The 26,987-nt window shown below is 68.0% G+C and carries 23 protein-coding genes and 1 tRNA gene; 7 read left to right on the top strand and 17 right to left on the bottom strand.

Annotated elements, in window-relative coordinates; translation table 11 throughout:
• Position 1: 1 nt before the first annotated feature.
• The 3 genes from WG924_RS07585 to WG924_RS07595 form a co-directional block, all read right to left on the bottom strand.
• Complete coding sequence (locus WG924_RS07585; protein WP_345932415.1) at positions 2–1,312, bottom strand: serine hydrolase domain-containing protein; 1,311 nt, start codon at positions 1,310–1,312, stop codon at positions 2–4.
• Positions 1,313–1,579: 267 nt separating this feature from the next.
• Complete coding sequence (locus tag WG924_RS07590; RefSeq protein WP_345932416.1) at positions 1,580–2,044, bottom strand: NUDIX domain-containing protein; 465 nt, start codon at positions 2,042–2,044, stop codon at positions 1,580–1,582.
• A gap of 51 nt (positions 2,045–2,095) precedes the next feature.
• Complete coding sequence (locus tag WG924_RS07595; protein ID WP_188579739.1) at positions 2,096–2,773, bottom strand: TetR/AcrR family transcriptional regulator; 678 nt, start codon at positions 2,771–2,773, stop codon at positions 2,096–2,098.
• A gap of 527 nt (positions 2,774–3,300) precedes the next feature.
• On the opposite strand from WG924_RS07595, the gene WG924_RS07600 reads away from it, so the two are divergent.
• A complete protein-coding gene (locus tag WG924_RS07600; protein ID WP_345932417.1) occupies positions 3,301–3,981 on the top strand; it encodes a Crp/Fnr family transcriptional regulator in 681 nt (226 codons plus the stop codon).
• An 88-nt stretch (positions 3,982–4,069) separates the two neighbouring features.
• Complete coding sequence (locus tag WG924_RS07605) at positions 4,070–4,816, top strand: SDR family oxidoreductase (protein ID WP_345932418.1); 747 nt, start codon at positions 4,070–4,072, stop codon at positions 4,814–4,816.
• Positions 4,817–4,903: 87 nt separating this feature from the next.
• On the opposite strand, the gene WG924_RS07610 is transcribed toward WG924_RS07605, so the two are convergent.
• From WG924_RS07610 to WG924_RS07620, 3 genes are all read right to left on the bottom strand, one after another.
• Positions 4,904–7,978 carry a hypothetical protein gene (locus WG924_RS07610; protein ID WP_345932419.1) on the bottom strand — a complete coding sequence of 1,025 codons (3,075 nt, stop codon included), beginning with the start codon at positions 7,976–7,978 and terminating at the stop codon, positions 4,904–4,906.
• Between the two features lie 253 nt (positions 7,979–8,231).
• Positions 8,232–8,306 (bottom strand) — tRNA-Thr (locus WG924_RS07615).
• Between the two features lie 116 nt (positions 8,307–8,422).
• Positions 8,423–9,898: an L-lactate permease gene (locus WG924_RS07620; protein ID WP_345932420.1), complete on the bottom strand. Its 1,476-nt coding sequence runs from the start codon at positions 9,896–9,898 to the stop codon at positions 8,423–8,425.
• A 196-nt stretch (positions 9,899–10,094) separates the two neighbouring features.
• On the opposite strand from WG924_RS07620, the gene WG924_RS07625 reads away from it, so the two are divergent.
• Positions 10,095–11,618: a hypothetical protein gene (locus WG924_RS07625; RefSeq protein WP_345932421.1), complete on the top strand. Its 1,524-nt coding sequence runs from the start codon at positions 10,095–10,097 to the stop codon at positions 11,616–11,618.
• A 150-nt stretch (positions 11,619–11,768) separates the two neighbouring features.
• On the opposite strand, the gene fumC is transcribed toward WG924_RS07625, so the two are convergent.
• A complete protein-coding gene (gene fumC / locus WG924_RS07630; RefSeq protein WP_345932422.1) occupies positions 11,769–13,181 on the bottom strand; it encodes a class II fumarate hydratase in 1,413 nt (470 codons plus the stop codon).
• 374 nt (positions 13,182–13,555) lie between these two features.
• Here fumC and WG924_RS07635 point away from each other — a divergent pair, with 374 nt between their 5' ends.
• The 3 genes from WG924_RS07635 (at position 13,556) to WG924_RS07645 (ending at position 16,029) form a co-directional block, all read left to right on the top strand.
• Positions 13,556–14,164, top strand: a complete 609-nt coding sequence (locus tag WG924_RS07635) for a sigma-70 family RNA polymerase sigma factor (RefSeq protein ID WP_345932423.1) — start codon at positions 13,556–13,558, stop codon at positions 14,162–14,164.
• 47 nt (positions 14,165–14,211) lie between these two features.
• Entirely contained in the window at positions 14,212–14,919 is a 708-nt protein-coding gene (locus WG924_RS07640; RefSeq protein ID WP_345932424.1) for a ChrR family anti-sigma-E factor, read from the top strand.
• 102 nt (positions 14,920–15,021) lie between these two features.
• The gene (locus WG924_RS07645; RefSeq protein WP_345932425.1) at positions 15,022–16,029 is read left to right on the top strand and encodes an asparaginase; all 1,008 of its coding nucleotides are present in this window, start codon (positions 15,022–15,024) and stop codon (positions 16,027–16,029) included.
• A gap of 42 nt (positions 16,030–16,071) precedes the next feature.
• Here WG924_RS07645 and lysA read toward each other — a convergent pair whose 3' ends face one another.
• From lysA to argH, 3 genes are read right to left on the bottom strand one after another with little or no spacing between them, the layout of a single operon-like run.
• On the bottom strand, positions 16,072–17,349 hold the full coding sequence (gene lysA / locus WG924_RS07650) for a diaminopimelate decarboxylase (RefSeq protein WP_345932426.1): 1,278 nt from the start codon (positions 17,347–17,349) through the stop codon (positions 16,072–16,074).
• 12 nt (positions 17,350–17,361) lie between these two features.
• Positions 17,362–17,619, bottom strand: a complete 258-nt coding sequence (locus tag WG924_RS07655; RefSeq protein ID WP_345932427.1) for a hypothetical protein — start codon at positions 17,617–17,619, stop codon at positions 17,362–17,364.
• Complete coding sequence (gene argH / locus WG924_RS07660) at positions 17,616–19,031, bottom strand: argininosuccinate lyase (RefSeq protein WP_345932428.1); 1,416 nt, start codon at positions 19,029–19,031, stop codon at positions 17,616–17,618. The genes WG924_RS07655 and argH overlap by 4 nt, the downstream gene beginning before the upstream one ends.
• A gap of 56 nt (positions 19,032–19,087) precedes the next feature.
• On the opposite strand from argH, the gene WG924_RS07665 reads away from it, so the two are divergent.
• Complete coding sequence (locus tag WG924_RS07665) at positions 19,088–19,687, top strand: TlpA disulfide reductase family protein (RefSeq protein ID WP_345932429.1); 600 nt, start codon at positions 19,088–19,090, stop codon at positions 19,685–19,687.
• Positions 19,688–19,775: 88 nt separating this feature from the next.
• Here WG924_RS07665 and WG924_RS07670 read toward each other — a convergent pair whose 3' ends face one another.
• From WG924_RS07670 to ccrA, 7 genes are all read right to left on the bottom strand, one after another.
• The gene (locus tag WG924_RS07670; RefSeq protein ID WP_345932430.1) at positions 19,776–20,648 is read right to left on the bottom strand and encodes a 3-hydroxybutyryl-CoA dehydrogenase; all 873 of its coding nucleotides are present in this window, start codon (positions 20,646–20,648) and stop codon (positions 19,776–19,778) included.
• A gap of 134 nt (positions 20,649–20,782) precedes the next feature.
• Entirely contained in the window at positions 20,783–21,715 is a 933-nt protein-coding gene (locus WG924_RS07675) for an electron transfer flavoprotein subunit alpha/FixB family protein (protein ID WP_345932431.1), read from the bottom strand.
• Positions 21,716–21,717: 2 nt separating this feature from the next.
• Positions 21,718–22,467 carry an electron transfer flavoprotein subunit beta/FixA family protein gene (locus WG924_RS07680; protein WP_345932432.1) on the bottom strand — a complete coding sequence of 250 codons (750 nt, stop codon included), beginning with the start codon at positions 22,465–22,467 and terminating at the stop codon, positions 21,718–21,720.
• Between the two features lie 292 nt (positions 22,468–22,759).
• Positions 22,760–23,335 (bottom strand): cob(I)yrinic acid a,c-diamide adenosyltransferase, encoded by a 576-nt coding sequence (locus tag WG924_RS07685; protein WP_345932433.1) that lies wholly within the window; start codon positions 23,333–23,335, stop codon positions 22,760–22,762.
• Between the two features lie 58 nt (positions 23,336–23,393).
• Positions 23,394–23,597, bottom strand: a complete 204-nt coding sequence (locus WG924_RS07690; protein WP_229707996.1) for a twin transmembrane helix small protein — start codon at positions 23,595–23,597, stop codon at positions 23,394–23,396.
• Positions 23,598–23,681: 84 nt separating this feature from the next.
• The gene (locus WG924_RS07695) at positions 23,682–25,367 is read right to left on the bottom strand and encodes an acyl-CoA dehydrogenase family protein (protein WP_345932434.1); all 1,686 of its coding nucleotides are present in this window, start codon (positions 25,365–25,367) and stop codon (positions 23,682–23,684) included.
• 234 nt (positions 25,368–25,601) lie between these two features.
• Positions 25,602–26,888 (bottom strand): crotonyl-CoA carboxylase/reductase, encoded by a 1,287-nt coding sequence (ccrA, locus tag WG924_RS07700; RefSeq protein ID WP_345932435.1) that lies wholly within the window; start codon positions 26,886–26,888, stop codon positions 25,602–25,604.
• Positions 26,889–26,987 lie beyond the last annotated feature (99 nt).

Here is a 26,987-nt window from a genome sequence, read left to right on the forward strand (position 1 = left end):
ATCAGCGGGTCATCGCGCCATAGACACCATGGCGGATGATCGCCCGATAGGGTTCGCGCTGGGTGACGCTCTGCATCATGTAGACCACCAGCAGCTTTTCGCGGGGATCGATCCAGAAATAGGTGCCGGCATAGCCGCCCCAATACAGATCGCCCTGGCTGCCCGGCCATGCGCCGTCATCGCCGCGCCGCACCGCGAAGCCCAGGCCGAAGCCATAGCCCAGATGGGCGAGCCCGCCGGTGTTGATGTCGGGGGTCAGGTGGTCGGCGGTCATCAGCCGCACGCTGTTGGGGCTCAGCACCCGTTTGCCGTCCAGGCTGCCGCCGTTCAGGATCATGCGCAGAAAGCGCAGATAATCGGCGGTTGTGCCATACATGCCGCCGCCGCCCGACAGGAAGGCGTCGGGATGGGCGGGGTCCAGCAGCTCCGGCACCTTGTTGCCGAACGCGGCTTCAGGGTCGGCACTGGCCACGCGGCCGCGCAGTTGTTCCGGAACATGGAACATGGTTTCGGTCATGCCCAGCGGCTCCAGCACCCGCTCGCGGACGATCTGGTCCAGCGGCTGGCCGGCGGCCACCTCCATCACCCGGCCCAGCAGATCGGTCGACCGGCTGTATTCCCACAGCGTGCCCGGTTCCGCCACCAGCGGCAGCCCGGCCAGCTTGGCCGCCAGCCCTTCATTGGTGTGGTCCCACAAATGGGTGCCGGCGGCCAGATACCGGCTCTTGATCGCCGATCTGCCGAACACGCCATAGGTCAGGCCGCTGGTGTGGCGCATCAGGTCGCGCACGGTCATCACCCGCTTGGCGGGGGCCGTTTCAAGCGTCGGCTTGCCATCGGCGCCTGCGACCTCGCGGCCGACCTGCATCTGCGCGAAGTCGGGCAGATACAGCGACACCGGCGCCGCCAGCGCCAGCTTGCCGTCTTCCATCAGGCTCAATGCCGCCGCCGACACGATCGGCTTGGTCATCGAATAGAGCCGGAAAATGGCATCATCGGTCATCGCGGCGCCGGCGGCACGATCGCGCCAGCCCACCGCCCGCTGCTGCGCCAGAATACCATCGCGCTCAACCGCCAGCACGGCGCCCGGAATGCGCCCGGCCTCGGCATCGGCGGCCAGCCGGTCGGCCAGGGCGTTCAGCCGGGCCGCATCGAACCCGGCCGCGGCCGCATCGCCGGTCTCGGCCGCGACCGCGGCCACGGTCAGGTGAATGGAATGGGGGGCAAGCCCCGCGATCAGGCCGGCCGTCAATATGGCGAAGGCTGCGCGGCGCAACCTCTGGCCGGCGGGCCGGCGGATATCTGTGGTCATGATCGGCGTATCCGTCCCTGTGCCGCCCGGTCGAATGCCGGGCGATCGATGGTCTTTGGGTCGGGCGCCGATACCATGGCCGCTATGGGCCGAAATTAGCGCGCCCCCATCGAATAGGACGTCAGTTACGGCCCGCGGTCAACGCGTGGGCGTGGCCGATCCGCGCTGCGGAACGCGCCGGTGGAAATCTCCGGATATGCATCGGCTGAGCCGGCGTATCGACAGAATCGACGTATCGACAGAACCGGCGTATCGACAGAATCAGCGTCAGGAACCGGGCCGTGTCGCCGCGATCAGCGCCGCCACGTCGCGGCACAGCGGATCGGGCAAGTGGTCGGGATCGGCCCACACCGCGTCGGCAGCATCGTCACCGGCGCGCAGCACGCCCGACACGGCTTTCAACATCACGGCGACCAGCACGAAATGATGGTCCGGCACGTCACCGTCCCCCTCGGCCACCTCCAGCACCGCCACCGGCCGCGGGGCCGGGCTCTCGGCCTGATCGGCCAGCAGACCGGTTTCCTCGGCCAGTTCGCGCGCCGCCGCCGCGACCAGCCCCTCGCCCCAATGCACCCGGCCACCGGGAAAGCCCCAATGCCCGGCCTGGGGCGGATTGGCGCGCAGCACCAGCGCCACGCGGCCCCGCCGCCAGGCGATGGCGATCACGCCAACGCCCGGCATCCGTGGCTGTGCGGCAGGCTTGGGCAGGTCTTGCTGCGTGGTCCCGGTCACGTGCGGCGGTCCATCCGGCTGGGGCGCGCTGCGTCGCGGGTCTCAGAGGTCTCAGGGCGCCAGGCGGGCCAGCAGATCTTGAGTATAGCGTTCCAGCAGCGGTTCGGCGCTGCCGCCCAGTGCGTTCAGCCGATGGGTGCAGTCGCAGATCAGCAGGCCCATCACATAGCTGAACGTCTGACAGATTTCCATACGCCGGGCCTCGGCGTCCAGTCCGCCATAAGCCGCGATGGCATCGCCGATCACGTCCAGCACCTGTGCCAGCCGCCGGTTCAGCTTGCGATCCAGTTCCGGCGTCAGGCCGGCGGGCTTCAGGCCGTGATACAGATACAGGCCCAGCGTCAGGTCATCGGGCCGGCTGCGGTAATACGCGAAATAGCTGCGGATAGCCGTGGCGACCCGTGCGCGCGGGTCGCCGGCGCGGCCGACCGCGTCCTCGATATGCAGGCGCAGCGAATTCAGGCTGTCGGACAGCACCGCCGCGTACAGCTCTTCCTTGTTGCGGAAATAGGGATAGATGGCGCCGGTCGTGCAGCCGGCGGCGGCGGCGATGCCACGCATCGACGTGCCTTCAAGGCCCGCCTCGGCGAACACGGTACGGGCGGCGTCGACGATGATCTGCCGCTTCAGGGCCCGGACGGCGGCATCGCGGGCCATGCGGGGGCGGACGGCAGGCGCCGGTCCGCGGACGGGCAGTTGCTGGGTGGGCGGTGTATGGCTGAGCATCATCTTCAGGATCCCCCCTGTGCCGGCCACCGCTCAAAAGGGTGTCCGGCAACCGGATCGCGATGTACCAGGCCCGGTTCATCCGGGCTCCGGTCGCGTCCATGGTGTCTTATGGTATGGTTACGGCACGGTAGGCCGCTCCGCCCGACAGGATCAGGCGGCGATGGCGGTCTGCGGCGGCGTCGGCAGCAGTGCCGGCCCCGGCTTCAGGGACATGTCGGTCATCAGCAGGCGCTCCTCGGCAGGCGGACCCTGTCGGGCGGGTGATGCCCCAGGGTTTCTGGTTATGAGGAAAAGCCTACCCGATACGCAATCTCCTGTTCCCCCGTGCGTTGACAGACGCATCTTTCAAGATCATGATAGAATTGCAGGGTTGCAACCTTTGATTCATTCAACCTGCCCCGCGCCCGCACCGGCCAGCCGGCCGCCCCGCCCTGACCGCATGGCCCGTCGCGCGATCTTCTGGCGCAGCCGGCCGCGCTGCGGTTATCCTTGAATGACCCGTCAAGGGCCAGCAGACAAGGGATGCCATGCTCTCTGAAGCGAAGTTCAAGACCGTCGCTCACTGGGCACAGGATCTGAGCGAGGCCGATCGCGATCTCGCCCGCCGGAACATGTCTGAAAAGCTGCTGCCCAAGGGCGCATATCTGCTGCACGAGAACGACCATGTCGATGCGTGGTTCGGGGTGATCGATGGTCTGCTCAAGATCTGCGTCGTGGCCGAGAACGGCGAGGCGATCACGCTGACCGGTATTTCCAGCAGCGGCTGGGTGGGTGAAGGCTCGGTGATCAAGAACGAGCCCCGGCGCTATGACGTCGTGGCCCTGCGCGACACCCGCATAGCACTGCTGAACGGCCGCACCTTCCGCTGGCTGATGGACAACAGCCCACCCTTCAACAAGTTTCTCGTCCGTCAGTTGAACGAGCGTCTGGGCCAGTTCATCGCCTTCCTGGGCTATGGCCGGCTGCTCGACCCCACAGAACGTCTTGCGCGATCTGTCGCCTGGCTGTTCAATCCGATACTCAGCCCGAACAACCAGCTCCAGCTCGGCATCTCGCAGGAGGAAATCGGGCTGATCTCGGGCATGTCCCGCCAGACGGCGAGCAAGGCGCTGCGCCAGTTGCAGGCCGAAGGGCTGCTGCGCCTTCAGCACGGCCGGATCGAGATTCTCGATCTGGACGGACTCGGCCAATATGGCAGCACGCTCTGATCCCGCCGGCGATCCGGCAATCCGGCAGCAAAGACCGGACCCGCCGACCTAACGCCCAACCGGCGCATTCGTTTGAGGAAACGCCCTGATGACCACCACATCCGCGACCGCCAAGGTCGCCCTCGTCACCAACGTGACCAAATATGCCGGCAGCCCGGCGGCGGCGGCACTTGCAGCCGATGGCTGGCGGGTGCTGGCGCATGACGCCTCGTTCACCGACAAGGCGGCTCGCGACGGCTGGATGGCCGACAATGCCGGCATGACCGCGCTTGAGGCCCAGGCGCCCGACGCGGTGATCGCCGAGGCGGTGGAACGGGCCGGGCGGATCGACGGCATCGTGTCCAACGACGCCTATCCGGCGGTCCGCCGCCGGATCGAGGAAACCGAGACCGATGCCTTCCGCGAGATGATGGAGGCGCTGGCGATCTATCCCTTCGCGCTGGCCTCGGCGGCGGCGGCGCGGATGAAGCCTCAAGGCTCGGGCTCGATGGTGTTCGTGACCTCGGCCTCGCCACGCCGGCCCTATCCGGGTTTCGCCATGTATGCCACCGCGCGCTCGGCCTCGACAGGGCTCGCCAAGGCACTGGCCAACGAACTCGCCCCCCATGGCATCCGGGTGAACGCGGTCGCGCCGAACTTCCTGTACAGCGAAACCTATTACCCGCGCGCCAAATGGATCGACGACCCGGCCGGCGCCGCCAAGGTCCGCGAGATGGTGCCGATCGGCCGGCTCGGCCAGCCAGAGGAGATCGGCGCGCTGATCGCCTTCCTGCTCTCCGACAAGGCCGGCTTCGTGGTCGGCGAAACCGTGGGCTTCACCGGCGGCTGGCCGTAACCACCGCCGGCGAATGCCCCGGGCCCCGTCCTTGCCTGCCGTCATCCCGTCCTGCCCGCCGGATAGCGGACAGGACGGGGCGGGCGATCAGCGGTACACCGCCATGTCGTCATACGTCACCAGGCCAGATACCGACCCGGCACCATCATTGCGCAGGGCGATGTCGCCGCCGGCGGTGACATACAGCGCCAGCGTCGTCGCCGGCGCCAGGTCGTGCAGGGTGACGGTCGCCGCGGCCTGTGCCTTCATGGCCCGCACCACATGCGACCGGGTGCCGCCGGCGCTGCGGGCGGCGATGGTGCCGGTCCAGCCGGCCGGGATCTGCTCGGCGGTCCACAGCGTGGTGCTGGTGCCGGCGGTCAGAATGACGCTGCGCCGTGCCGGCAGCCAGCCGCTGGCGGTGCCTGCCGCCAGGATGGCATCGGGCGCCCGGGCGACGATGCCGCGCTGATCGCCGACCCGGGTCATGCTGATCTGGTTCAGCGTGGCCGCGCGCATGGCGGGGGCCAGCAACCGGTTGACCGGCAGGCCGAATGTGCCGGCCGCGAGGTGGTTGCGTTCCACCGGGCTGTGCACGGCGCTGACCGTGCCCACCGGCACGCCATCCAGCGTCACCGTATCGGACACGGTGAAACCGTTCGCCGATGGCCGCAGCATCAGAAGCCCGCTGCTGCTGTCGACAGTGGACCACAGCACCGTGCCGGTGCCGCCCGACGTGCTGGCAACCGTGTCGCCCTCGATCGGCCAGCCGGCCCCCGGCGCCCGGTCGATCAGCAGCGGAACGGCAGCCTCCATCACGTCATTGACGCTGCTGGCGCGGGTGGTTTCCACCAGGATGCGGTTGTTCTGGCGCGGGATCGTCGCCAGATCGCGGCCGGTGGCGCCCAGGGCCAGGGCACCCAACGCCCCGCCAGTGGCCGGCCCCATATCGATCAGTCGAACCGCAGTGCCGGTGAACGACACCCGCACGGTCGAATCGGATGCCATGCACGACACCACCGATCCGATGATCCTGTTGTCCGGGTTCACGATCACGGCATCGATATCCGCCGAGCCGCCCAGAAGCTCGATCGCGCCCGACATCGTGCCGGTCAACGGCACCGGCGGTGTGCCATGATAGACATATTCGCGGGTCGTCAGACCGGCGTCATAGGCGACCAGCCCGGTCATCCGCACACCCCGCATGCCGTCTGCCACCGCCGGATCGATGCTCTGCAGCACCCGAACCAGCCGCGACACCCGCCGGGCCACCATGCCGTTGACCAGCACATTGCGGATCGCCGCCTGATCGATATCTCTGCGGCCGCTGCTTTCGCAGGAGATGGCGATGAACGCGTCCTCGACCCGCGCATCCGACACGATCACGTCCTCGACGCCGAACTGGAAGGTCAGCGCCTTGCCGCCCTGGCCGGTCATGTTGTCGCCGGTGACATTGTAGACATGCGGCCGTTCCAGCCGCAGACCGCGTACCGTGGTCAGCAGCCAGCGTTCCCACGTATTGGTGCCGACACCGATGCCGTTGTTGCTGGGGGCATGTCCGGCATCGACCTCGGCGTCGACCAGCGTGATGTTGACGGCACTCTCACCAGACCGCCGCAGGCTGATCAGGCCACCGCGCAGCGCCCGCCACGTCTCGTCGCAGGCGATCGCCGCGCGGCCCAGCCAGCGCAGGGTGGTGTTGCTGCCCACCTCGATCTGGAACTGGCCCAGCACCGTCGGGTCGCCGCACATATACCGGCCGCTGGTCGACGGCACCAGCACAGTGCCTCCGGCCACCGGCATACCGTCCAGCGCGGCCTGAATGGCGCCCTGATTGTCGACGGCGGCAGTCGATGCGCCGAACCAGGCGATCGATGCCACCTGCCCTGCCGCGAAGCGGATATCGCCATCCACGAACAGGTCGGCCGCCTCGGGCGCGATCACCGGCCCGCCGAAGCTGATGCGATGGGGGCGGGCCACCGTCCAGCCATAGGATTTGACTTCGTTGCGCACCCACAGGCGGTTGGCGCCGCCCTCGAAGGCCCCCATGCCCCACAGCCGGTGGGGATCGAAGGGTTCGCGCACGGTCGCGGCCACAGTGCCGAGCGGCTGCCACGGTGCATCGCCGTCGACGCGATATTGCAGCGGCGTCCCCACAGCCAGCCCTGGTGCGCCGGTGGTCGAATACAGGCGTTTGCCGCTGATCGAGCCCACAGTGAACGACACGGTTCCGGCCACGTCCGACACGGTGTATCCCGACCGGACATCAGGCATCGTCGCAATATCGACATCCACAGCGTTCAACTGCGGCGCCGGCAGGAAATACATTGCACGGATCACGTCCGGCGCCGACACCGGCGAGCCGCTGGCCAGCCGCAGATAAAGGGTGCCTTCCTCCAACCCGTCCTGCACGCCATAGGCCCAATGGTCGGGGGCCATCTCGCTGAATTTGGCCGCCCTGGTCAGCATGGTGGTGCCGATCTCGACCCGCGACGGCAACGGCAGCTGCCCACGCCCGGGCTTCGAGCCGTTGACGAAATACCAGCTGGCGGCAACGCTGGTCGATGCGGTCCAGCTTGCCGCCAGTCGCGGCAGCAGTTCTTCGCCGAACGCGACATAGCGTCGGCCGCGCCTGATCGTGCCGGTTCCGCTGGTGAACAGCAGATAGGGCGGCACGTCCGCCGCGGCCATCACCGGCCCCGGCGTCTGCGGGCCGATGGCGGTGCCGGTGAACGACAGCACCTCATGCCCCACCACCAGCCGTCCGGCGCCTTCGAACGCCACCGGCGCCGTGAATGCCAGATCCTGGTCCACCTTGTGCGGCCGGTCGATGAACAGGCTGCCACCGGTGGTGGCCGCATAGGCGTCGGCGGCGGCGAGCGCCGGGCCGTCATCGGTGATGCCGTCACCGGCAGCCCCCCACCAGCCGGCCACCGGGCGGGTGGTGTCGCGCCGCAGCCAGCGGCCGGGCTGGCCCGTGGTCAGCGCCGACGGCCGCAGCACGGTCGCGCCGTCATCGGTGGCGAGCGACGCCGTGTCGAAGCGGAAGGCACCGCCGCCGGCGGTGGTGCCGGTGGTGGCGCGGATCACCTCGATCAGCGGGACGGCGGGCACGCCGCCCGACAGCGGCAGCGAACGCAGATCGGCCAGAATATCGACCGACTGGAAGTCAACGGATGCCATGGAACAAGATCCTCGCAATGTCCGACACCGACGGCGGGCTTGCCGCGGGGTCGGGGGCCAGTCTGTCGCGAGGCCCTGAAAATGCCTGCATGGTCAACTGTTGCAGCTTGCGGCAACACGGGCGTATTTGATGGATCGAGAACCAGCAGCGAACCACGGCCGTTTTGCAAAAAACCGATTCATATGCGGTGCAAAACGCAGAAAAGGGGGCGCGCCAAACTTGGCGCAACCCCCTGTTCTTAAATGGAATATCTGGTGCCGGCGGTCGGAATTGAACCAACGACCTACTGATTACGAATCAGTTGCTCTACCCCTGAGCTACGCCGGCCGGAACACCGGGGCGCGAAACCCCTGCGAACGGCGCGGACGATAGCGCCGCATCGGCGGTTTGGCAAGGGCTTAACGTGGCCGGCGTCCCGCTTCCCGGCACTATCCGTGCCGCATTCAGCCAAGCAGCCCGGCCACGGCCGCCGCAAGGCCCAGCAGCAGGGCCACGGCCACCGGCAGAGGCGTGCTGCGGCGGCGGATGGCGGCCTCGTCCGAGGCGGCCGCACCGGTCAGCGCCGCCGCCATCGCCAGGCGCATCGGCGAGACCATGGTGGCAAGCCCGCCAGCCACCAGCAGCATGGCCGCGATCAGCAGCGCCATCAGGGCACCGGCGCCGCCACCGTCGGCGCCCATCCCCGGCAGCGCATCGGCCAGTGGTGCGATCATCGCCGCCACCGCCACATTGCTGCCGGTCAGGAAGCCCGAGAGACCGGCCAGCGGCGGAATGATCGCGGGGTCGGCGCCGGCGGCGACATCGCGCCATGCCGCCGCCAGAACCGCCGGCGCGCCACCCGCCGCCCACACACCCGCCAGCAGCACGAAAGCGATGGTGGCCGCCGCCGGCCGGACGCCATGGCCAAGGCCGCGTGCGATGTCGTGGCCGATCCGCCCCGGCCGATTGCCGGCCATCAGAGCGGCGACGACGGCGGTCGCCAGCAGCCAGCCGGCGGGATGGTGCAGCGGCGCATAGCCGGGCAGGCCGTCGACCGGCTGCCAGCTCCAGTGCCGCAGCGCTTCGGCCAGCGGCGTCACCAGCCGGGTGGCCAGCAGCACCAGGGTCAGGGCCAGATAGGGCGCCAGGATGCGGGTGGTGGTCCGGATGGCGACGTCCCGGCGCCGCACGCCCAGATCGATCGCGATCGGCAGGCCCAGCGCCGCCAGCGCCGCCGTTTCCGGCCCCAGCCACAGATTGGCCGCCACCAGCGCCACCACCAGCCCCGCGATCAGCGGCGGATCGATCAGCCGGTCGCGGCGCCGTGGCCGGATGCCCACCGCCGCCAGTTGCAGCCGCAGCACCACCAGCCCGCCGGCATAGGCGATCGCCGACACCGCCGCCGCCGCGGCCCCCAACTGGTGCGGATCGTGGCGCATCAGCACCGCCGTCACCTGGGTGCCGATCGCCAGCGCCCCCCAGGGCACCAGCAACTGGCTCAGCAGTGCCAGTACCGCCGCCCGCGCACCGCTCAAGCCTTCACCGCGCAGCAGGGCGGCCGTCACCACCGCGCCGACACCGAAGCCGGTGGCGCTTTCCGCGAACGGGCCGATCAGCATGCAGGCGGTGAAAATCCGGCGATAGCGGCCGTCGTCCGGGCCGGCTGTCGTGGTTGCGGTATCGACCGATCCACGCACGGGTGATGCCACGGCATCGAACACCAGCCCGGCCAGGATCACCGAAACCGCCATCCAGGCGATCCATAGCGACCGCAGGGCGGCATCGGCCAGAACGGTGCCCGGCAGACCATCGATCAGCGCCAGACCGGCCCCCAGGGCCGCACCGGCCAGCCCCGCCTCGACCGAAGACCGGCGCGCGGCCAGCAGGCCCATGGCCAGCAGCACCGGCATCGGCGCCAGAATGATGGTCAGCATCGACATCGGCTCGGGGTCTCGCATCAAGGCGGTGGATGGCCCGCCGCATCAAAGCCGATCGACCGACGACGGGCAAGCGCGGCGCCGCCGGTTCGGCCGGCCTTGACCCGCGCACGCGCCCGTGATCGGCTGTGGCCGTCGTCACTCCCCCCGATGCCCGCCATCATCCGGCGCCGGCCGTCCACCCGAGGCCTCAGCCATCATGACCACCTCGCGCCCATTCCGCCCATGCCGCCAATTGGACCAGTTGCGCCATCCGCGCCCATCCCGCAGCCGGGCGGCACTGACCCTGTCGGTGCTGATGCCCGTTGCCGCCTGCGCGCCGCTGATCGATCAGATGGTGCCGCCACGCTATGGGGCGATGAGCGAACGGCAGTCGCCGGTGCGGATCGACTGGCCGGCGCTCGACGACCAGCCGCAGCGCTTCGTAGTTCAGTCCTATGGCATCTATGACCGGGCGATCGCCGATTATGGTGATCTGTATGGCGCGGTGCCGCGTGGCCAGTTGCGCGTGCAGCGGCTGTCGCCGGAAAGCCGCCATGCCCTGACCGATGCGCCGGATGATCAGCCGGCGGGAGATGACACGGAGGAAGATGCAGAGGAACGGCCGGTCGCCGATGCGCGCGCGACCCCTGCCGCCCCTTCACAGCCGGCCGGCAATGATGACGGCCGCCCGGCTCTCGCTCCGGTGCGCGCCGCCGATCCCCGTCTGGCCGGGCTCGACCTGTCGGCACCGGCTGACACCACGGCGCCGGTGACCCGCGATGGCGAGGGCCGGCCGATCGGCATCGCCGGCGGCGCCGGAGGCAATGCGGGCGACACCGATCCGCAAGGCGAGGCGGTATTCGCGGCGGTCAGCGGCTTTCTGGGCAATACCCGCAGCGAACAGGCGCGCCGCGCGCTGACCGATGCCGACACGGCCGCCGCCGGTGGTGCGGATCCGGCGACACGCGACGATGCAGTGCCCCGCGATCCCGTCTCGGCGCTGGAGGCGTCGCTGCCCCTCTATTTCCAGCGCTATGCCTATACCATCGGCGAGCGGGGGCAGTTGACCGTGACGCTGGGCGATGCACGGGCGCCGCTCGACTGGGTGCGGGCCGATACCGCCAATGCCCGCTGCGTGCTGTTCTCGACCGCGCTTGCCGATCAACCCGCGGCCGCAGAGGTCGAGGCCGCCCCTGTGGCAGAGCCCGAAGCAGTGGCAGAGCCAGACGCGGTGGCGGAACCAGAGGCCAAGGCCGAAGAGGATGCCGTGCCGGATGAGGCGGACGACAGTCCGGGCGGGCTGTTCGAGAGCATCGGGCGCTGGTTCGCAGACGATGGCGATGCCGGGGCCGATGACGCAGGGCGACCGGCGGATGCCACCCCCGATCCCGCGCCGGCGCCCGAGCCTGACCCGGTCGCCGAAGCCGAGCCGGCAGCAGCGGCCGAGACGGCACCAGACCCCGTCGCCGATTTCTTCGCCCGCCTGTTCGGCGGCGACACCACCGAGACACAGCCCGAAGAACCGGTGACACAGACGGCAGAGGCACCCGATCCGGCCCCGCGGCCCCTGCCGGAGCCCCGGCCCGAGCCGAAGCCCGAACCCGAACCTGAACCCCAGGCGCCCCCCCTGCCCGCCACGCTGTCCACCACCCTCATGGATGGCCATCTCTGCGTGCCGCAGAACGAGACACTCGACCGCGCCCGCATTGCGGAGCTTCTCGGATTTATCCGGCTGCGCTGATCTGCCGGCAGATCGCGCCGGCCTGGAAAAGCCGACATGAAAACGGGCGGCGCCGGTATCCCGGTGCCGCCCGTTTTCATGACGGATGTGCACCCCGTCGGGGATCGGCCCGGCCTGTCTTCGGCCCGGCCTTGTCGTCGGCCCCGCCTGTCAGGCGCTGGGGCCGACCATCAGCTTCGGGTCGACATAGCGGTCGAACTCGTCTTCGGTCAGCAGGCCCAGCGTCACCACCGCCGTCTTCAGGCTGGTGCCTTCCTTATGGGCGGTCTTGGCGGCCTTGGCGGCGTTGTCATAGCCGATATAGGGGTTCAGCGCCGTCACCAGCATCAGCGAATTGCGCATCAGCTCGTCGATGCGGCCGGTATTGGCCTCGATGCCGACCACGCAGTTGTCGGCGAAGCTGACCGCCGCGTCACCCAGCAGCCGGATCGACTGCAACACGTTGTAGATGATGACCGGCTTGAACACGTTCAGCTCGAAATGGCCGTTCGATCCGGCCACGGTCACCGTCACATGGTTGCCCATCACCTGGGTCGCCACCATGGTCAACGCCTCGCACTGGGTGGGGTTGACCTTGCCGGGCATGATCGACGAGCCGGGCTCGTTTTCCGGCAGCAGCAGTTCGCCCAGGCCCGACCGCGGTCCGGAGCCCAGGAAGCGGATGTCGTTGGCGATCTTCATCACGCTGGCCGCCAGCACGTTCAGCGCGCCCGACAGCTCCACCAGCGCGTCATTGGCGGCCAGCGCCTCGAACTTGTTGGGCGCGGTGATGAAGGGCAGGCCGGTGATTTTGGCGACCTCGTCGGCGAAGGCCTCGGCGAAGCCGATCTTGGCATTCAGGCCGGTGCCGACCGCGGTGCCGCCCTGCGCCAGTTCGTAAACCCGCGCCAGCGAGCCCTCGACCCGGGCGATGCCATATTCGATCTGGCGGGCATAGCCGCCGAATTCCTGGCCCAGCGTCAGGGGCGTGGCATCCTGGGTGTGGGTGCGGCCGATCTTGATGATCTCGGCGAAGGCGTCGGCCTTGTCGGCCAGCGCCTTGTGCAGATGGCGCAGGCTGGGGATCAGGTGGCCCGTGGCCTCGACCGCCGCCGCGATATGCATGGCGGTCGGGAAGGTGTCGTTCGACGACTGGCCGCAATTGACATGGTCGTTCGGATGCACCGGTGTCTTCGAGCCGATCACGCCACCCAGCATCTCGATCGCGCGGTTGGCGATCACCTCATTGGCGTTCATGTTGCTCTGGGTACCCGACCCGGTCTGCCACACGACCAGCGGGAAATGGTCATCCAGCTTGCCGTCGGCCACTTCCTGGGCGGCGGCGGCGACCGCCTCGCCAATCTTCGCGTCCAGCACGCCCAGCGCCATGTTCACCCGCGCCGAGGCCAGCTTCTGGGTGCCCAGCGCGCGCACCAGCGGCACCGGCATCTTCTCGCCGCCGATCTTGAAATTCTGAAGCGACCGCTGGGTCTGGGCCCCCCAGTAACGATCGGCTGGCACGTCGAGCGACCCCATCGTGTCCTTCTCGACGCGCGTTGCGGCGGCGGTGGTGATCTCGGTCATCGCGTCCTCGGCTCCATCAGGCAGTCAGCGGGTGGCGGACGCGGCCCGGATCATTGCGAACCGCCATGTCCGCGCGGCGTCTCCTCTTCGGCCGGTATATGCGCCTGCACGGGCGCCCGCGTCAAATATTGCGGGGGGTTGTACGACCCTGGTCGGCGGTTTTGGCGCCCCTGGCACGCCGGAATAAACAGCGCGACCGGGCATCGTGTGATCCGCAACCGCCGCCACATCGTATCGGCAGTGTATCGACAGCCACGAATGGCCCGAAAGGCCGGCGCATGACGGACGACACCTGCGTGCAGATCCAGACGATATCCCGGCCCGTGCCCCGGCGCCTGCTTGCGGCCCGCGCGACAGTTCTGTTAGATGGCATCATGACCACGGCGAGCGGTCGTGGCGGGGCTTCCGAAGGCTCGCGCCCGGCATCCGAACACATGGCCGACCTGATGGTTCTGATCGCCCGCGATCAGGATCGCCGGGCCTTTGGCGAGCTGTTCGGATATTTCGCGCCCCGCGTGAAGGGGTTCCTAATGCGCCGCGGCCTCGATGCCGGGCGCGCCGAAGAGATCACCCAGGAAACCCTGCTGATCGTCTGGCGCAAGGCGGATCGCTTCGATCGGCGTCAGGCATCGGTGTCCACCTGGATCTTCACCATCGCCCGCAACCGCAGCATCGATGCGTCGCGGCGGGAACGACGGCCAGGGATCGAGCTGGACGACCCGACCCTGACCGGCGACGGCATGGTGGCGTCGGCCGAAACCGCCTATTCCGATCGGCAGGACCATGTCCGGCTGAAGGCAGCCATCGCCACCCTGCCCGACGATCAGGCCCACCTGCTGAAGCTGGCCTTCTTCGAGGACAAATCCCACAGCGTCATCGCCGAAACCGAGGATCTGCCGCTCGGCACGGTGAAGTCCAGGCTGCGTCTGGCCCTTTCCAAGCTCAGGGTCGCGCTGGCCCAGACATTGGGTCCGGTGCAGTGATGGCGTATCAGACGAGGACGGGCAAAGGCCCGATGGGAGACCGCCGGATGACCGGTCCGCAACATCATATGCCCGAGGCATGGCTGGTGGATTATGCCGCCGGCACGCTGGACGAGGCGAACGCGCTGCTGGTGGCCTGCCATGCGGCGCTCTGCCCGTCCTGCCGCGAGACCTTGCGGCTGCTCGACGGCGTGGGTGGCGCGCTGCTCGATGAGGCCCGGCCGGTGCCGGTCGCGGACGATGCCCTGTCGCGCCTGTTCGCCCGCATCGATGCCGAGGATGCCGAGGCCGGCGATGATGCGCCCGATGGCGCCACCACCGGCCGCCATGGGATCGACCTCGACAGCCTGCCGCCACCGGGTGCCGACACGCGACACCTGCCCCGGCCATTGCTCGCCTATCTGCCCACCCGGCCCGATGCGCTGCCCTGGCGGTGGAGCGGCCCCGGCGTGCACACGGTCGATCTGGCGGTGGGGCGGCCCGGCACCCGCACCGTGCTGATGAAGATCGGCGCCGGGAGGGCCATGCCGCATCACACCCATAAGGGCACCGAGGCGCTGATGGTTCTGGCCGGCGGCTATCGCGACCATAGCGGCGATTTCCTGCCCGGCGACGTCGCGATCTCGACCGGCGCGGTCGACCATCGCCCGATCGCCCATGATGACGGCGAGTGTCTGTGCCTGGCGGTGCTGGATGCGCCGATCACCCTGACCGGAACCCTGGGCCGGCTGCTGAACCCCTTCATCCGCTTCTGATCGCGCCATGGCCGTCCTTGTCGGCCGTCCGCTTGAACGCGGTCGCGGCTTCGCGCATTGTGGCCGGGCAAACAGATGCGTGCATGAGGGGATGGTCTGGGCATGAACACCGATCCGGTGCTGGTCGAGGTGGTGCGCGGCGGCTTTGTGGAAAGCCGGCATCGCGGTTCCGTGGCGGTGGTGAACGCCCGCGGGCAGGTGGTGCTGTCGGTGGGCGATCCGGCGCGGCTGATCTATCCCCGCTCGGCCACCAAGCCGATTCAGGCCCTGCAGTTGATCGAGAGCGGCGTCGCCGATTCATGGAGGCTGTCGGCCGCCGATCTGTCGCTGGTACAGTCCAGCCATGGCGGCGAGCCGGTCCATGTTCAGCGGATTCAGGTCTGGATCAACCGGCTGGGCATTGGCGTCGACAACCTGATCTGCGGCGCCCATTGGCCGACGAACGAGGCTGCCGCCCGCGCGCTGGTCCACGATGGCAGGGTACCGTCGCGCGCCCACAACAACTGCTCGGGCAAGCATTGCGGCTTCCTCACCACCGCCCGCCAATTGGGCGAGACGATGGACGACTATGGCGATCGCGACCACCCGGTGCAGCGGCGTTGGCGCGACGCCCTGGCCGAGCTTGGCGACCATCCGCTCGATGCGGCCCCGGAAGGGATCGACGGCTGCGGCATCCCGGTGTTCGCCATGCCCCTGCAGGCGCTGGCGCTGGCCTTTGCCCGCATCGCCGATCCATCGCGTGAGGCGGCCGTCCGTCAGGCGGCGATGCGCCGGTTGGCCGATGCGGTCTGGCAGGCACCACATATGATCGCCGGCGAGGGCCGGCTGTGTTCGGCCATCGCCAGCCGCGCACCCGGCCGGGTATTGGCCAAGGTAGGGGCCGAGGGCGTCTATGCCGCCGCCCTGCCGGCACTGGGGCTGGGCGTTGCGCTGAAGGTCGAGGATGGCGCCGTGCGTGCGGCCGAAACCGCGCTGGTCGCGGTTCTGGCACGGCTGGGCGCCCTGGATGCGGCCGATCTGGAAGCCCTGGCGCCCTGGGGCCGGCGCGGCGTCACCACCTGGGCCGGTGCCGAGGTCGGCACGATCCGGCCGGCGGATGCCCTGATCTGAGGCATCCGCCGGATAGCCAGCCCCACTGCAACCAGTCGGCCCCTACAACCAGTCGGGAACCCGGTCCATGGCGATCAGATCCTCGATGCTCTGGCGAGGCCGGATCACCGCATAGCGGTCGCCGTCGACCAGAACCTCAGGCACCAGTTCGCGGGCGTTATAGGTGTTCGACATGGTGGCGCCATAGGCGCCGGCCGAGCGGAAGGCCACCAGATCGCCGGCATCGAGCGGCGGCATCAACCGGTCGCGGGCGAAGACATCGGTGCTCTCGCAGACCGGCCCGACGATTTCGACCGGCGTGCGCGGCGCACCCGCTGCGGGTTCGCTGACGGCCACCACCTCGTGATAGGCGTCATACAGCGCCGGGCGCATCAGGTCGTTCATGCCGGCATCCAGGATCAGAAACCGCCTGGTCGCGGTGTCCTTCACATAAACCACCCGCGACATCATCAGCCCGGCATTACCCACGATCACCCGGCCCGGCTCGAAAATCAGTTGCAGATCCAGATCGCCGGTAACCCGGGCGACCATGTCGGCATAGGCCTCGGGCGCTGGCGGCGTCTCGTCGTCATAGGGGATGCCCAGCCCGCCCCCCAGATCCAGATGGCGGATCGGATGGCCGGCGGCGCGCAAGCTGCGGACCAGCCCCACCGTGCGGGTGAAGGCCGCCTCGAACGGTTCCAGCTTCGATAGCTGCGATCCGATATGCAGATCGATGCCGGTCGCCTCGATATGGGCCAGCCGGCTGGCATGGGCATAGACATCCGGGGCCCGGTCCCAGGCGATGCCGAATTTGTTGTCGGCCTTGCCGGTGGTGATCTTGGCATGGGTGCCGGCATCGATATCGGGGTTGATGCGCAGCGACACCTTGGCGATCTGCCCCATGGCGCCGGCCACCCGGTCGATGGCATCCAGTTCCGCGTCGCTCTCGACATTGAACTGCAGAATGCCGGCCTCAAGCGCCGCCCGGATCTCGCCGTCGGTCTTGGCAACGCCTGAGAACACGATCTTTTCCGCCGGGATGCCGGCCGCCAGCGCCCGCTTCATCTCGCCGGCCGAGACCACGTCGGCGCCATAGCCCTCGGCTGCCAATATCCTCAGCACCGCCTGATTGCCATTGGCCTTGACGGCATAGCAGATCAGCGGCGCCCGCCCATGGGGCGCGATGCGGCCCGCCAGGGCATCGCGGAACACCCGGGCGTGCCGGGTCAGGGTCGCCCGCGAGTAGACATACACCGGCGTGCCGACTTCGGCAGCGATCCGCTCAAGCGGCACGTCTTCGGCATGAAGACGGCCCGCGCGATACTCGAAATGGTCCATGCGGTCCGGTCCTCAATAAGGCGGGACGCCGAGGCCCGGGCCGTTGATCCGGCCGGGTGTCATCAGCGAGCGCGGGTCGTTCTCGGGCGTGTAATCCGGCAGCGTGTCGCGATCGACGGTGCCATCCGGCGCCACGGCCATCGGCGGCACCGGCGTGCCCTTCTTGCCGCAGGCCGTCAGTGCCAGCGCCAGCATCACGGCGACAGCCGCGTGTCGCAGCATCCGCCGGGGGCCGTCCATGGCGGCCGGGGCAACAGAAATCCGGGTCACAGGAAACGCTCCCTTGCATCGGCCGCGCGGGCGCGCACGCCCTCAGGCGCGGTTCCGCCGTAAGACGTGCGGCTGCGGACCGAGGCATCGACGGTCAGCACCGCCATTGCCTCGGCGCCGATACGGGCATCGACCGCCGCCAGATCCTCCGCCGTCAACTCGTCCAGTCTCAAGCCCCGCTGTTCGGCCGCACGCACCACCCGGCCGGTCAGGTGATGGGCCTCGCGGAACGGCAGCCCCGCCGAACGCACCAGCCAGTCGGCAAGATCGGTGGCGGTGGAATAGCCGCCGGCCGCCTGGGCACGCATCGCGTCGGGGTTCACGGTCAGGTCGCGGATCATGCCGGTGGTCGCCTGCACCGCCAGCGACAGGGCGTCGACCGCATCGAAGGTCGGTTCCTTGTCTTCCTGCATGTCCTTGGAATAGGCCAGCGGCAGGCCCTTCATCACCGTCATCAGCGTCACCTGCGCGCCCATGATCCGGCCGACCTTCGCCCGGACCAGTTCGGCCGCATCGGGGTTGCGCTTCTGCGGCATGATCGACGAGCCGGTGGTATAGGCATCCGACATCCGCACGAAGCGGAACGGCGCCGACGACCAGATCACCAGCTCTTCGGCGATGCGCGACAGATGGGTGGCGCAGATCGTGGCGGCCCCCAGGAATTCCAGCGCGAAATCACGCGCCGACACGCCATCCAGCGAATTGGCCATCGGCCGGTCGAAGCCGAGTGCGGTCGCGGTCATATGCCGGTCGATCGGAAACGAAGTGCCGGCCAGCGCCGCCGAGCCCAGCGGGCTTTCGTTCAGCCGCCGACGGGCATCGGTCATCCGGCCACGATCGCGCCCGAACATCTCGACATAGGCCAGGAAATGATGGCCCAGCGTCACCGGCTGGGCGGTCTGCAGATGGGTGAAGCCGGGCATCACCGTCTCGGCATGCTGCTCGGCGCGCTCGATCAGCGCCGCCTGAAGGTCGCGCAGCTGGATATCGAAACGGTCGAGCATGTCGCGCAGCCACAGGCGGAAATCGGTCGCCACCTGATCGTTGCGCGACCGGCCGGTGTGCAGACGCTTGCCGGCATCGCCGATCAGCTCGGTCAACCGCGCCTCGACATTCATGTGGATGTCTTCGAGCGCGCGGCTGAACGGAAAATCGCCGCCCTCGATTTCGGCCAGAACCTGATCCAGACCGCCATCGATCGCCTGCACATCCTCATCCGACAGGATGCCCTGGGCGCCCAGCATCCGGGCATGGGCGCGCGATCCGGCGATGTCCTGGGCATAGAGGCGCTTGTCGAAATCGATGGAGGCATTAATCTCCTGCATCAGATCCGAGGGCGCGCTGTCGAAATGTCCGCCCCACATCATCACGCCGCTCGCGCGGCCGGCGCCGCCCTTGCTGTCGCTGGTCATCTTGCTTCAAGGCTCCTTGCAGGCACGGACATCCCCGGAGGCCAGATACCCCCGCCATGAAAAAGCCCGTCATCGCCATCATCGCCGCCATCGTCGTCATCGCGGCCGGTGTCCTTATCTACCGCGGCTTCGGCCCCGGCGACAAGCCGGCAGGGCTGGATCAGGCGCTTGCACGCGGCAGTCTTGCCAAGCTCGCCGTCCATGATACGCCGAAACCGCTGCCCGATCTGCCGATGACCCGTCTTGACGGCAGCCCGGTCGGTCTCGACGCGTATCGCGGCCGGGTGGTCCTGCTCAACCTCTGGGCCACATGGTGCGCGCCCTGCATCGAAGAGATGCCGGCGCTGCTCAGGCTTCAGACCAGCCGTGGCGGCCCCGACTTCACCGTGCTCGCGGTGGCGGCAGACCAGGGCGGCGCCGCGGTCGTGGCACCCTTCCTGGACCGGCTGCAACTCACCGGTCTGGACGTCACCATCGACAAGTCGATGAAGACTCTGGGCGCGCTTCAGGTCGCCGGCCTGCCGACCACCCTGATCATCGACCGCCAGGGCCGTGAAGTGGCGCGGCTGGTGGGCATCGCCCATTGGGACGAACCGGAAGGCGTGGCACTGATCGATGCCGTGGCCGCTCTGGGACAGCCGGCCGACAACGACTGATCGCCGGCCGGGCGCCGGCTGCCATGGAAACGCCGGCGGCACGCACTGCGCGCCGCCGGCGGATATCATAACGGTGATGCGTCGCCGCTCAGCGGGTCGGCACCGGCACGTCGCCGCGATAGTCATAGAAGCCGCGATCGGTCTTGCGGCCCAGCCAGCCGGCCTCGACATATTTCACCAGCAGCGGGCAGGGGCGATACTTGCTGTCGGCCAGGCCGTCATACAGCACCTGCATGATCGACAGGCAGGTGTCCAGGCCGATGAAATCCGCCAGTTCAAGCGGCCCCATCGGGTGGTTGGCGCCCAGCTTCATGGCGGTGTCGATCGCCTCGACGGTGCCCACGCCCTCATACAGGGTATAGATCGCCTCGTTGATCATCGGCAGCAGGATGCGGTTGACGATGAAGGCCGGGAAGTCTTCCGAGACCGCCGGGGTCTTGTCGAGCTTGAACACCAGCTCGCGGACGACCTCATAGGTCGGATTGTCGGTGGCGATACCCCGGATCAGCTCAACAAGCTGCATGCGCGGCACCGGGTTCATGAAATGCATGCCCATGAACTTTTCCGGGTGGCGCATTGCCGCCGCCAGCCGCGTGATCGACAGCGACGAGGTATTGGTCGCGACGATCACCTCATCCTTCACGATATCGCGGATGTCGGCGAAAATCTTGCGCTTCAGACTCTCGTCCTCGGTCGCCGCCTCGATCACCAGATCCAGATCGTCGAAGTCGGCATAGCCGACCTGCGGCTTGATCCTGGACAAAGCGGCGGGCTTGTCCCCGGGCTCGATCTCGCTGCGCGACACCTGCCGGTCGAGCGCCTGCTCGATCCGGTCCAGGCCCTTCGCCAGCTGAGCCTCGGAGATATCGACCATCGTGACCTCGTAGCCGGCAAGCGCGCAGACATGCGCGATGCCGCGGCCCATCTGGCCCGCCCCGATGACGCCGATCTTCCTGATCATGAGGACCGCACCTTCTTCGACTTGACAGCCCGGAGCGATGCCATGTGCAATCTTCTTTTCGAAGATTGCGCAAGACATCACGCCGGGCTCGGTTTTCTTTCACACAACCGGCAGACTGCCGGCTGAATGTTGCGTTACTTCTTCAGCGTCTCGGTCAGCTCGGGCACGATCTTGAACAGATCGCCCACAAGGCCGTAATCGGCGACCTGGAAGATCGGCGCCTCTTCGTCCTTGTTGATCGCAACGATCACCTTGCTGTCCTTCATGCCGGCCAGATGCTGGATGGCGCCCGAGATGCCGACCGCCACATAGAGCTGCGGTGCGACCACCTTGCCGGTCTGGCCGACCTGATAGTCGTTGGGCACGTAACCCGCATCGACGGCGGCGCGGCTGGCGCCGACGGCCGCACCCAGCGCATCGGCCAGGCCTTCGATGATCTTGAAGTTGTCGGAGCTGCCGACGCCACGGCCACCCGAGACCACGATCTTGGCCGAAGCCAGTTCCGGGCGCTCGGACTTGCTCAGGCTCTCGCCCACGAAGCGGCTGACCGCCGCGTCATCGGCCGCCTGAATGCTCTCGACCGTGGCGGAGCCACCCTCGGCCTCGGCGGCCTTGAAGGCGGTGCCGCGCACCGTCAGCACCTTCACCTTGTCGCCCGACTGGACGGTGGCGAGGGCGTTGCCGGCATAGATCGGGCGCACGAAAGTGTCTTCCGACACGATCTCGATCGCTTCGGAAATCTGCGCCACATCCAGCAGTGCGGCCACGCGCGGCATCACGTTCTTGGATGCGCTGGTGGCCGAGGCCACGATGTGGCTGTAGCCGTCGGCAAGGCCCACGACCAGCGGTGCCAGATTCTCGGGCAGGTTGGCCGCGTACTGGTCGCCTTCGGCGTGCAGCACCTTGGCAACGCCGGCCACCTTGGCGGCGGCGTCGGCCACGGCACCGGCATCCTTGCCGGCGACCAGGACATGGACATCGCCCAGCCTGGTGCCCGCGGTGACCGCATTCAGGGTCGCCGCACCCAGAGTCGCGTTGTTGTGATCGGCAATGACAAGAACAGCCATGGTCAGATAACCCCCGCCTCGTTCTTCAGCTTGTCGACCAGCGTCGCGATATCGGGCACCTTGATGCCGCCCTTGCGCTTCGGCGGCTCCGACACCTTCAGCGTCTTCAGACGCGGCGCGATGTCGACACCGAAATCAGCCGGGGTCTTGGCATCGAGCGGCTTCTTCTTCGCCTTCATGATGTTGGGCAGCGAGGCATAGCGCGGCTCGTTCAGGCGCAGATCGGTGGTCACGATCGCGGGCAGCTTCAACGCCACGGTCTGAAGACCGCCGTCGATCTCGCGGATCACCTCGACCTCGCCGTCACCCACCGTCACCTTGGACGCGAAGGTGCCCTGGGGCCAGCCCATCAGCGCCGCCAGCATCTGGCCGGTCTGGTTCGAGTCGTCGTCGATCGCCTGCTTGCCCAGAACCACGAGCTGCGGCTGTTCGGCCTCGACCACGGCCTTCAGCAGCTTGGCGACCGCCAGCGGCTGAACCTCGTCGTCGGTCTCGATCAGCAGGCCGCGATCGGCGCCCATGGCCAATGCCGTGCGGATCTGCTCCTGCGAGCCCTTGGGGCCGATGGAGACCACCACGATCTCGGTCGCCTTGCCGGCTTCCTTCAGCCGCACGGCTTCCTCGACTGCGATCTCGTCGAAGGGGTTCATCGACATTTTGACGTTGGCGAGGTCGACGCCGGTCTGGTCAGCCTTGACACGGACCTTGACGTTATAGTCGACCACGCGCTTTACGGGGACGAGTACCTTCATAGATCTCCCGACTCCAGTTGGGTTTCATCGGCTCTTCGTCGTCCGGGCAGCGGCCCGACCCCCTCAGCGGGACCACAGCCGGACGGTTCGCTGTTCCGACAGGCGGCCGGGGCCGTGCGTATGCCTGTCTTGAGGGCCACGGCCGATGCCGTGCGCGCGCCCCCAGGACCGAAAATGCACTGACTGCCGGTTCCCCCCGATCAAGTCCACCGCACATTAGGCGCTCAATGCAGCGGAGTCAATTTCGGGGCACCTCTCGAAAATGCAAGGAACGCCGCAGCTTACCGCGACATCAACGGTTTGCGCCCGGCACCCACAGCACATCCCGGGCACCTTTGTCGTTCAAATGCCGTGCCATCACGAACAGATGGTCCGACAAGCGGTTCAGATAACGCAGGGCTGCCTCGTTCACCGGCTCCAATCGCATCAGTTCGACAAGCTCGCGCTCGGCGCGGCGCACCACCGTGCGTGCCAGATGCAGATACGCGGCGGCCGGCGTGCCACCGGGCAGCACGAAGGATTTCAGCGGCGCCAGTTCGGCGTTCATCTGGTCGATCTCCGCTTCCAGCCGGTCGACCTGCGCCGGATGGATGCGCAGGCTGCGTGCCTCCTTCACCGGGTCGTCGCCCGCCGGGCAGGCCAGATCGGCGCCCAGATCGAACATGTCATTCTGGATGCGCATCAGCATGGTATCGGCATCGCTGCCGGCATCGACATGCTGACGCACCAGGCCGATCACGCCATTAGCCTCATCGACCGTGCCATAGGACGCCACCCGCAGATCATCCTTGGGCCGCCGGCTGCCATCGCCGAGCGAGGTCTCGCCCCGGTCTCCGCCGCGGGTATAGATCCGGGTCAACTGCACCATGGGGGAAGGCTCCGTTGATTGATAAGGGGTTACCCGCTGACGGCGGCGGTCGGGCGCATCAGCGCCCGGACATCAGCAGAAACAGCAGCACCAGCACGATCGCCAGGCCCTGAAGCCCCACCCGCCACTGCATCAGCTTGTTTGAGTATTTCTGGTTGAAGCGGCCGCCGACAAGCATCGACATCACCCCGACCATCAGAACGGCGGCCGTGGCGACCATCGCGACCACGATCAGCACCGACATCACACCCGACATATCCATGAGCCTCAATATGGTTCCGGCTGACCGGGTCTGACAGGGGGGGCGCCGGCCGATCTACCGGCACCGGAAACCGCCGCGCGCAGATCAGCCAAGCAGGCGGCGGGCGATAACCTGCGCCTGGATCTCGGCCGCGCCCTCGAACACGTTCAGGATGCGGGCATCGCACAGCACCCGGCTGATCGGATACTCCTCGGCATAGCCATTGCCGCCATGGACCTGCACGGCGTTGTCGGCCGTGGCCCAGGCGACGCGGGCCGCCAGCAGCTTGGCCATGCCGGCCTCAAGGTCGCAGCGCCGGTCGCTGTCCTTCTCGCGCGCCGAGAAATAGGTCAATTGGCGGGCGATCATAATCTCCACCGCCGCCCAGACCAGCTTCGACGACACCCGCGGGAAGGCATAGATCGGCTTGCTGAACTGCACCCGCTCATGGGCATAGCGCAGGCCCATCTCCAGCGCCGACTGGGCAACGCCCACCGCGCGGGCGGCGGTCTGGATGCGGGCGCTTTCGAACGTCGCCATCAGTTGCTTGAAGCCCTGGCCCTCCACCCGGCCCAGCAGGTTGGCCGCCGGCACCTGGAAATCGTCGAAGCCGATCTCGTATTCCTTCATGCCGCGATAACCCAGCACCCGGATCTCGCCGCCGCTCATGCCCTGGGCCGGGAATGGTTCGGCATCGGTGCCGCGCGGCTTTTCGGCCAGCATCATCGACAGGCCGGCATAATTCTTCGTGGCCGGATCGGTGCGGACCAGCAGGGTCATCAGATCGGCGCGGGCGGCGTGGGTGATCCAGGTCTTGTTGCCGGTGACGGTATAGGCATCGCCGTTCAGCGTGGCGCGGGTCTTCAGGCTGCCCAGATCCGATCCGGTGCCGGGCTCGGTGAACACCGCCGTCGGCAGGATCTCGCCCGAGGCGAGCTTGGGCAGGAAATGCTGCTTCTGGTCTTCGGTGCCGCCCAGGCGGATCAGTTCGGCCGCGATCTCGGATCGGGTGCCCAGCGAGCCGACACCGATATAGCCGCGCGACAATTCCTCGGTCACCAGACACATGGCGACCTTGGTCATGCCCAGACCGCCGAATTCCTCGGGCACCGTCAGGCCGAACACGCCAAGCTCGGCCATCTGCTCCACGACCTCGATCGGGATCAGCACGTCGGCCTTGTGCCAGTCATGGGCGAAGGGCACGACCTTTTCCTCGACGAAGCGACGGAACTGGTCGCGGATCATCAGCAGGGTGTCGTCTTCCAGCCCCAGATCGCCGAAATGGCCATCGGCGATCAGAGCGGCCAGCGCGCCGCGCACGGCGGCGGTGTTGCCGCCCGCGGCGAGCACGCCGGCATCGCCCTGCCCCAGAGCCGCCGCCTCGGCCGTCAGGCCGAAATCGGCCGGGCGCACCATCTCGCCCTGCGACATCGGCAGACCGCCGGCCAGTTGCGCCAGATATTCGCCGAACGCCGCCTGAAGCATCAGCCGTTCCAGCATCCCCAACCGACCATCTGCCTCCAGCCGCCGGGCCCAGCCCAGCATCTGGCGCAGCGCCTCGACATAGGTCGCGACCCAGGCCAGACCGTGCACCGCGTGCTGATTGGCATCGAGCCTGCCGCCATCGACACGGCCGTCATCGCGCACCAGCCCGCCCACGGCGGTCTGCACCGCATCGGCATAGGCCTCGGCCGTGGCCAGCGCCCGTTCGGCGCGATCGAGCAGATCGTCGATCACCACCGACGACAGGTCATCGGCGGCGGTGGTGGCGAGCGAAGTGGAAGCGGACATGGGGGAAGAGACCTCCGGTCGGAACTTGGTCGGTGCGGGCGGCGGGGCGTCCGGGCGGGTGGTGGACGTCTGGTTCACAGATGGCGCAACAGGGCGCCCTGTCCAGCCCCGCGCGGTCGGGATCACAGCGGGTCACATGACGCCATCGTCGCGCAAGGCCGCCATGCCACCCGCCGGCCGGAGCGTCGTTCCGGACCGGCGGCGGCATGGCGGGCCAGGCGCGATGGCGGAGGATCAGCCTTCGATGGCGTCCTCGATGGTCCGCAGGCCCGGGCGCGGCGCCTGGACCAGCACGGCCATGTTGCCGGGCTTGTGCTGGTTGCGGAGCATCTTCATATGCGCCTCGGGGATGTCCTCCCACGAGAACACTTCCGACATGCACGGATCCAGCCGGCGCTCGATCACCAGCCGGTTGGCTTGCGCCGCCTGCTTCAGATTGGCGAAATGGCTGCCCTGAATGCGCTTCTGCCGCATCCACACGAAGCGGGCGTCCATGGTCAGGTTATAGCCGGTGGTGCCGGCGCAGAACACCACCATGCCGCCGCGCTTGACCACATAGGTCGAGACCGGGAAGGTCTGCTCGCCCGGATGCTCGAAGACGAAATCGACGTCGTTGCCCTTGCCGGTCACGTCCCAGATCGCCTTGCCGAAGGCACGGACCCGGCGGACGTAATCGTTATAGCCCTCGACATCGTCGACCTCGGGCAGGCGGCCCCAGCAATCGAAGTTCTTGCGGTTGATCGCGGCCTTGGCGCCCAGGCTGAGCACGAAATCGCGCTTGTTGTCTTCCGAGATCACCGCGATACCGTTGGCGCCGGCGGTCGCGATCAACTGCAACGCCATCGAGCCCAGGCCGCCGGCGGCGCCCCAGACCAGGACGTTGTCGCCGGGGCGCAGGATGTGCGGGCGATGGCCGAACAGCATGCGATAAGCGGTGGCGAGCGTCAGCATATAGCAGCCGCTCTCCTCCCAGGTCAGATGCGCCGGGCGCGGCATCAACTGGCGCGACTGCACGCGGCAGAACTGCGCGAACGAGCCATCGGGCGTCTCATAGCCCCAGATGCGCTGCGACGGCGAGAACATCGGATCGCCGCCATTGCACTCTTCGTCGTCGCCGTCATCCTGGTTGCAGTGAACCACGACCTCGTCGCCGACCTTGAAGCGCTTCACGCGCGATCCCACCGCCCAGACAATGCCGGCGGCGTCGGAGCCTGCGATGTGATAAGGCGCCTTGTGGCCGTCGAACGGCGAGATCGGGCGGCCCAGCGCCGCCCAGACACCGTTATAGTTGACGCCGGCCGCCATCACCATGACCAGCACTTCGTCCGCGGCCAGATCCTTGGGGGTTTCCACCACCTCCACCTGCATGGCGGTGTCGGGATTGCCGTGGCGTTCCTTGCGGATACACCAGGCATACATCTGGTCGGGGGTATGACCGAGCGGCGGAATCTCGCCGACTTCATAGAGCGCCTTGACCGGCTGGCTGCGGGTCGCCTCGGCGACGTTGGTGTCAGTGTTCATGGGAAGACCGTGCCCTCGTTTTACGTCTCTCGACCTTGGTCGTCCGCGGCGCGCGATCGGGGCACCACGCGCCTGCGGCCTCCTGGCAGCACCCCGTCT

The sequence above is a fragment of the Tistrella arctica genome (assembly GCF_039630945.1).
Lineage (GTDB): Bacteria > Pseudomonadota > Alphaproteobacteria > Tistrellales > Tistrellaceae > Tistrella > Tistrella bauzanensis.